Origin of the sequence: Paenibacillus sp. MSJ-34, assembly GCF_018918005.1 — a bacterium.
Taxonomy (GTDB): Bacteria; Bacillota; Bacilli; order Paenibacillales; family Paenibacillaceae; genus MSJ-34.
The window spans coordinates 71,819-78,344 of sequence record NZ_JAHLPR010000037.1 but is presented as its reverse complement, the minus strand read 5'-3'; the positions used below and the strand labels follow the sequence as shown (position 1 = coordinate 78,344).

9 protein-coding genes are annotated in these 6,526 nt (G+C 49.8%); 1 reads left to right on the top strand and 8 read right to left on the bottom strand.

The window, feature by feature from the left end:
- Positions 1-230: 230 nt before the first annotated feature.
- From ypeB to KQI79_RS18995, 5 genes are all read right to left on the bottom strand, one after another.
- The gene (ypeB, locus tag KQI79_RS19015) at positions 231-1,619 is read right to left on the bottom strand and encodes a germination protein YpeB (protein ID WP_216539876.1); all 1,389 of its coding nucleotides are present in this window, start codon (positions 1,617-1,619) and stop codon (positions 231-233) included.
- An 85-nt stretch (positions 1,620-1,704) separates the two neighbouring features.
- Positions 1,705-1,854: a hypothetical protein gene (locus KQI79_RS19010; protein ID WP_216539875.1), complete on the bottom strand. Its 150-nt coding sequence runs from the start codon at positions 1,852-1,854 to the stop codon at positions 1,705-1,707.
- A 43-nt stretch (positions 1,855-1,897) separates the two neighbouring features.
- Positions 1,898-2,590, bottom strand: coding sequence for a glutamic-type intramembrane protease PrsW (prsW, locus tag KQI79_RS19005; protein WP_216539874.1), 693 nt, complete (start codon positions 2,588-2,590; stop codon positions 1,898-1,900).
- Between the two features lie 21 nt (positions 2,591-2,611).
- The gene (locus KQI79_RS19000) at positions 2,612-3,226 is read right to left on the bottom strand and encodes a genetic competence negative regulator (protein ID WP_216539873.1); all 615 of its coding nucleotides are present in this window, start codon (positions 3,224-3,226) and stop codon (positions 2,612-2,614) included.
- Between the two features lie 277 nt (positions 3,227-3,503).
- Positions 3,504-3,857, bottom strand: coding sequence for a hypothetical protein (locus KQI79_RS18995; RefSeq protein WP_216539872.1), 354 nt, complete (start codon positions 3,855-3,857; stop codon positions 3,504-3,506).
- Positions 3,858-3,956: 99 nt separating this feature from the next.
- Here KQI79_RS18995 and KQI79_RS18990 point away from each other — a divergent pair, with 99 nt between their 5' ends.
- The gene (locus KQI79_RS18990; RefSeq protein WP_216539871.1) at positions 3,957-4,811 is read left to right on the top strand and encodes a polysaccharide deacetylase family protein; all 855 of its coding nucleotides are present in this window, start codon (positions 3,957-3,959) and stop codon (positions 4,809-4,811) included.
- Here KQI79_RS18990 and KQI79_RS18985 read toward each other — a convergent pair.
- The 3 genes from KQI79_RS18985 to KQI79_RS18975 are packed head-to-tail and all read right to left on the bottom strand — an operon-like array spanning position 4,808 to position 6,477.
- Positions 4,808-5,647 carry a metallophosphoesterase gene (locus tag KQI79_RS18985; protein ID WP_230191166.1) on the bottom strand — a complete coding sequence of 280 codons (840 nt, stop codon included), beginning with the start codon at positions 5,645-5,647 and terminating at the stop codon, positions 4,808-4,810. The genes KQI79_RS18990 and KQI79_RS18985 overlap by 4 nt on opposite strands.
- 12 nt (positions 5,648-5,659) lie before the next feature.
- Complete coding sequence (locus tag KQI79_RS18980) at positions 5,660-5,887, bottom strand: hypothetical protein (protein WP_216539870.1); 228 nt, start codon at positions 5,885-5,887, stop codon at positions 5,660-5,662.
- Complete coding sequence (locus tag KQI79_RS18975) at positions 5,884-6,477, bottom strand: type II CAAX endopeptidase family protein (protein WP_216539869.1); 594 nt, start codon at positions 6,475-6,477, stop codon at positions 5,884-5,886. Before KQI79_RS18975 ends, KQI79_RS18980 begins: the two co-directional genes overlap by 4 nt.
- Between the last annotated feature and the right edge of the window lie 49 nt (positions 6,478-6,526).

Sequence of the window (6,526 nt, the reverse complement as noted above, 5' to 3'; positions counted from 1 at the left end):
TCGGGTTCTTTAGCATACGCATTTTTGAAAATTGCTTTCAAAAACACGTTTACATCGATAATTTTAACTCAAGCACCCCAAATTGAGCCTCAATCGCCCGGTTTATTCCGAGATCCTATTAACATGCCTGTCCGATATGCGTCATGCGTAATTTATAACCCCCAACCGCATCATCGGACAAAAAAACCGTTCCGCGATTCGGACGCGGAACGGAGCTTTGACGAACAGGTTTATTTTGTGATGGCTTGGGTTCCTGCGGGAGGCGCCGGACGATGCGCCGCGTTTGACATTTTCACTTGCTCGATCATTTCTTCGACGCCCGTATCTCCGTTCAGGTACAACCGGTAAGTCGATCCGTTAATATTGCCGACAAATTCGTAACACAGCACTTCGTCCGAACTATCGTTCTCGATGAGCGCTAACCGGTTGTATTTTTCCTTAAATTCGGGATTCAGCTTTTTGCGGGCTTGTTCCAGGGACAATTTCGGCCGTTTGATCTCGCGCTTCTGCTGCTTCTGATACACGAGATCGCTCGCCTCGAGCCCGGTTACCTCGCCGTTGTCCAGCGCGACGCGAACCGTGACGCGTTCCGGATAGATGACGACGCCGTCCCGATTCCGCGCAAACACGAAATTGCCGATGGAATGAGATTCGTCATAGGAAACGGCTCTCATGTCCGGATATCCGTGGCTCTGCAGAAAATCTTTCGCGTGCCTTTCGGCTTCGCGCGGAGATAAACGCTTCGTCTCAACGGTGCGCGAATTGACGTATGACGTCAACTTGCCGCCTTTTTTCGTATAATCCAGTTGGACCTTGCCGCCGCCTTGATGCTGGGCCGTCGCCGTGTAAGAAGCGTACTCGGTCTTTGCCCCGTTCTCCGTCACTTGAATGTGCGACGGATCGTTTATTCCAAGGAATTCGGCCGCTTTCCTTTTAATTTCTTCGGGGCTGGACGGCGTACCGCTCAATAGTTTGACGGAGCGTTTATTATAGATGCTGGATACGGCCGGCCCCCAGTTAATTTCCGGATATTCGCCGACTTTTTTGTCCACCGTTCTAAAGCCGTCGATAATGGTGTTGTCGAGCTTCTCATTTTCCGAAGCCATCGCGACTTCGACATCCATCCAGCGCAAATTGTTCGCAATGACTTTGGACTGGACTTGCTGCAAGTCTTTCGTAATTTGCCCCGAATTTTTGTACAGCGTTTTTAACGTATTGTACTCATCTTTCGAGAGCGGTTCTTTCGTCAAATCCCGTACCGCCGTCTTATACGAGAAATTGGCTATTCTCGACAGCAAATCTTCCGTTTTGTTGAACGGGAGCAGCGTAAGCGGAAGCTGATTGATTTCGTTTTGCGCCTCGCTCGTCAAGCGCCATACATTGACCAGGCCTTTCCGATGCATGCCTTGCGAAGCGGAACTGACGGCAAGCGTATTGCCCAGTTCGTTATGTAGCTTCTCCATATGGTACGATAAATCGTGAAACGCCCGCTGGTATTGGTTCTCGGCTTTGATAAGAATGGAGTTTTTCTCTTGATGTTCCTGGTATCCCCACACGATCGCACCGATAAAAAATAAGGTGACTATCGGAAACATTACAGCACTTAATCGTTTATACATGGTACAAACGGCCCCTTTCTTCGCTTAACTGCTCTTAGTTTGAGTCGAAGAAGGAAACTTTATGCATGATGTTTCGTTAATCACCTTACAAGTGGTCTTCCTCTATTTCGAAATCGTTCTCGTTGCTGCATAAACATTGTTTGAAGCCGGTTTCTATCCTGCCCTTTTCCCTCTTGCCCCGCAGAACGAAGCGTTCGCCGCATTGCTTGCAACGAATCCGGACCTTCACTCTCATTCGATTCACCTCTATCCAGAAGTATAACCGGATGAGCGCCCGTTTAATCCCGCGCTTCTTCGCGCTTGATCATGCGGAAGGGCGAACGCGCATTTGCGCGCTGAACTTTGCGCATGCCGCGGTACCATAAAAAAATCATAAGCGGAACGATATACCATATCCAATACGTATGCACCGCGACGAGAATATAATCGTATATTCCGTGCCAAAGCAGCGGAACGGCGATGGATAACATCAAAAAGCGCCTCGTCGCGCTTCCTTTGGAGAACTTCGCCTTGCCCATATAGTAGCCCATCATGACGCCGAATAAGGCATGTCCCGAGACAGGCAGCAAAGCGCGAACGAGCATTGTCGCAAACGTAATGTCCGTATTCCAGACATAAAGCAAATTCTCGATAGTCGCAAACCCGAGCGAAACGGCGACCGCGTATACGATGCCGTCATAAGGCTCGTCGAACTCCGTATGATTGTATATGATATGATACAAAACAAACCATTTGACGCATTCTTCCACGCCGGCAGAAACGGCAAAGGAGAAAACGTAAGGGTTATCTCCCCACCACATAATGAGCCCGCGTTGTACGATCATGATCGGCAGTACGATCAAAAATCCGAGCAAAAACAGCTTGATGACCATATGCACCGGTTCGGCGTCGTACCGATCCTTTAAATAGAAGTAGGTCAGTAAGGCGAGACCCGGCGCAATCGCTGCCGTCAAAATCGATAACAATGGCACCGAATATTCCCCCCGCTACGATTATTCATGGGATTTAAAGTGGGTGCAGATCACTTCGATGGCATGGGCGGGAATAATCATTTTCCCGTATTCGTCAAGCACCTCCGGCGTGACCGATGTCGCTTCGCCATATTCGGCAAGCAGGGCGATCAGCGCATGGTACTCGCTATTCGCAAGTTCGCCGGGCTCGAGGAATAGGATCCACTTTTCCTTATAGTGGTACAATTTGCCGGTACCTGTAACGCGATCTTTCAGCATATGCGAAAGCTCGATTAGATGCTCGATATCTTGAAAAGCGTATAGAATGGAATCGCTCTGTTCCAGCGTTACTTCCATTTCGTAAACTTCTTCATCCATGTCTTCTTCGTTAATGGCGCCGAACGACGTAGAGTCGTATTTGCCTCGCGTCACGATAACTACCATTCCTTGCGCCGGCAGAGCGAATACCTCTACGGCGAGCGGCCCCGTCGGATCGAAGCCCAATTCGTTATACGCCTGGTCCATCATTTCGCTGAACAATTCATGGACTTTCGGAATTTCGCGCCACATGTCTTCTTTTTGAATACCGCGCTCGGACAAGTCGTCGAACGTAAGGAAAATCCGTATCTTATCGTGACTCAAGCGTTCTATTTTCATGACAGGATCCTCCTTTATTGCATCGTAAGCAACGATAGTTTCACTACAATGGCTTCACCGTAGTTATAACAGATTATGAAGAAGCATATCATATGTTTCTGCATATGGACCTATGAAAACATATTTCCATCTATAGTCATGGATATGGATAGAAATCGTTATAATTATGGTATCATTTATTTTCCTCATTTGCACTATATAAAATATACAAAAAAAGAACCATTTTTCACAACAATAAGTTGTAAAAAACGATTCTTTGTCCCAATTCTAACGATCATTACAACGAAACGCGATTATCTTCTAAGATGGCGTTAACTTCCGCTTTGAGCTCCGGACTTTCCTGGATCATTTCTTCGATATGCTTCGCGTCATGCGCGGAAGCATTCGCCTCCGCATAATGCGGCGCGCTTGCGGCCGTATGCGAACTGTGCTGACTTGAGACGATATGCCCGTTTTTGTTCATCTGGGCGATGACCGCATCCGCCAATCTATTTTTGGCCGTTTCGACCAGATCGTTCATCATATGACCGATTTGGCCGGGCGATACCGCCGCCATCATCCGCCGGTTTTTGGCGAAATACATCGCAGCCGCCGCGCCGACGATGCCGCCAACGAAAAATGCCATTCTCAAGGACGAAAACCTCCTTTTTATGATAAAATCAGTTATAGTGTTCACATGGCATTTGCAACTCATGCGCTTTAAAATTAGGAAACGAACGGAGAATGAATGATGAAAAGAATGTTACTCGTTGCGTTAATCGGCTTCACATTACTGCTTGGAGCATGCGGCCGCGGGCAGGCCGATAACGGCGCGGCGGACGAAGGGCAGACCGCTCCCGTACATACGTCGAGCGAACAGACGCCGCCATCGGATACGGAGCAAACCGGCACAGAGGCGGCATCCGGCGAACCGGCGGAGGAAGCCGAAGAACTTCCGGTCGACAAGCTGTACCATATGAACAAGGTGTACAATATTGTGCCGAATGACGAAGGAACCGAGAAGAAAGTCGTGCTGCTCACGTTCGACGACGGCCCGAAGGATCGCGACATGATCGAGGGACTGATCGACACGCTGGACAAGCATAACGCGAAGGCGATTTTTTTCGTTAACGGCTACCGGGTCAAGCAAAATCCCGAGCTGTTGCAAATGATCCACGACCGCGGCCAAATGATCGGAAACCACAGCTGGGACCATATTAATTTGAAAAAGGAATCGAATGACAGCATTAAAAAGCAAATTGAGGATGTCCAGCAAATCGTCGAGGATACGATCGGGGAAAGACCGTTGTTCTTTCGTCCGCCGTTCGGTTCCGGCAACGACGAAGTCCGCCGTGTCGTCAAAGATAACGGCATGTTGTATATGACATGGTCGAACGGCTCGCTCGATTGGGATTCCAAAAATAAGAACAAGCCCGAAGAGGTCATTAAAAACGTATTGGAGCAGCTCCATCCGGGCAGCAATATATTGATGCATGAATTGCCTTGGACGGTCGAGGCGTTGGACGAACTGCTCACGAAGCTTGAAGAGAAGGAGTATACTTTCGTCGATCCGCGGTCGATCGATTTTGACAAAAGCGAAGTTTAACGGGTTGGAGCCGGCCGTTTGGCGCTGCGCAGCGTAATCAGATTGATTTCCGCGGGACATTGGAAGCGAATCGGCAATCTTGACGTGCCGAAGCCGCGGCTGACGAACAATTTGGTCTTGTATTTGCTTCCGTTCACCATGCGGTCCGATTCGTACAAGCCGGCGGAATATCGGCGGTAGACCGCATCCGTGAATAGCGGTCCAAGACCGGGGACGCAAATTTGCCCGCCATGCGTATGGCCGGCAAGAACCAAATCGGCTTGCTCGTCGCCGAGCCGCAGCATAATCGCCGGATCGTGCGCGAGCAGCAGCGTGCAGGCAGAGGACGGCTCCGTTTCGCTAAAGGCGAGGCGCAGTTGATCCCTGCCGGTATGCGGATCGTCCACCCCGACAAGCCGGAGTTCGGCTCCCTCCTTCTCGAATCGAACCGACTCGTTGTCAAGCACCTTGACGCCGCATTCCTGGACAACCGCGTCCAGGCGGCGGTAATCGGTCTTGTAATCGTGATTGCCGTGTACGGCATATGCCGGCCCTAACGAGCGGAGCCGTTCCATATTGGCGCGCGTTCGTTCCAGCGGCACTCCCCTCTCCGTCATATCGCCGCCGATCAAGACCAACTCCACCGGATAGCGCGAGCGAATGTCCGCAACGAGCGTTTCCGGAACGATGCGGCGATGGAGATCGGACACGAACAAGATGACCGTGCCGTCCCAAGAAGCGGGCAGTCTCTCCAATTCCACCGTCAACTCTTCCACGCGCGTACGCTGCGCTTCCCGCGCCATGATAACAATCAGAATTGCTATTGCTATTGCCGCCAAACCAGCCGCGATCGCCATTCTATCCCTCCCCTATTCCCCCATTGGAAATCTTCTTCCCCAGATCAGCAAGCCGATCAACAATAAAATAAACATTCCAATCAATGTGTTATAAAATATTTTGGTGAGCTTGCCTTTATTCGAAGGATGCTGCTCCTTGCGCGAAGGCAGCGTTTGTTCGGCGTTCGCTTGATCCTCCCGCTCTTGCCGGCCTTTCTTTTTATTGCCGTAACGTTCCATTCTGCTTAAAGATTTGCTCATGACTCCCTCCGAAAACGAATAACTAGCCCCATCACCAGGTCGACTACAAAGTGGGTAACAATCGGCGCCCAAAGCGTTCCCGTCTGGATATAAATCCAACCTAATCCGTAACTTATTGCAAACACCAATCCCGTCGGGATCCAATGGCGCAAATATCTGACATGGATGAGCGCAAACAAAATGCTCGTCCAATAAGGACCGAACGCGTGCTGCACCGCACCGCGAAACAACAATTCTTCGCACACGGCCACAATTGCGGCAATGACGACGATATGCCACACGGGACGCTTGCGGAACAGCATCTCGTTAATGCCGCCGTCATCCATCGATTCGTCGGTCACGAATCTGGAGACGAGCATATCCGCCGCAAGGACGACGGCGGCAAGGCCGAGCCCCCAAGCAAGAAATTGCGGCGTTTCAGGCCATGAAAGCAAATGAAGCGGATTGCGGCGCTGTAAAATAATCCATAACAAACCGATAAATAATGTTAGGCCTTGCGTAATGTATAGATTGACCAGAAGCAATCGATCGTTTAAATCTTTCGCCTCCACTTTTTTAATTTTGAAATTTCGAAAGTTAAATTTTTTCATGGTTGTCCTGCCTGTTCGAAGTATTGTATTCTAAATTCAAAAAATATGA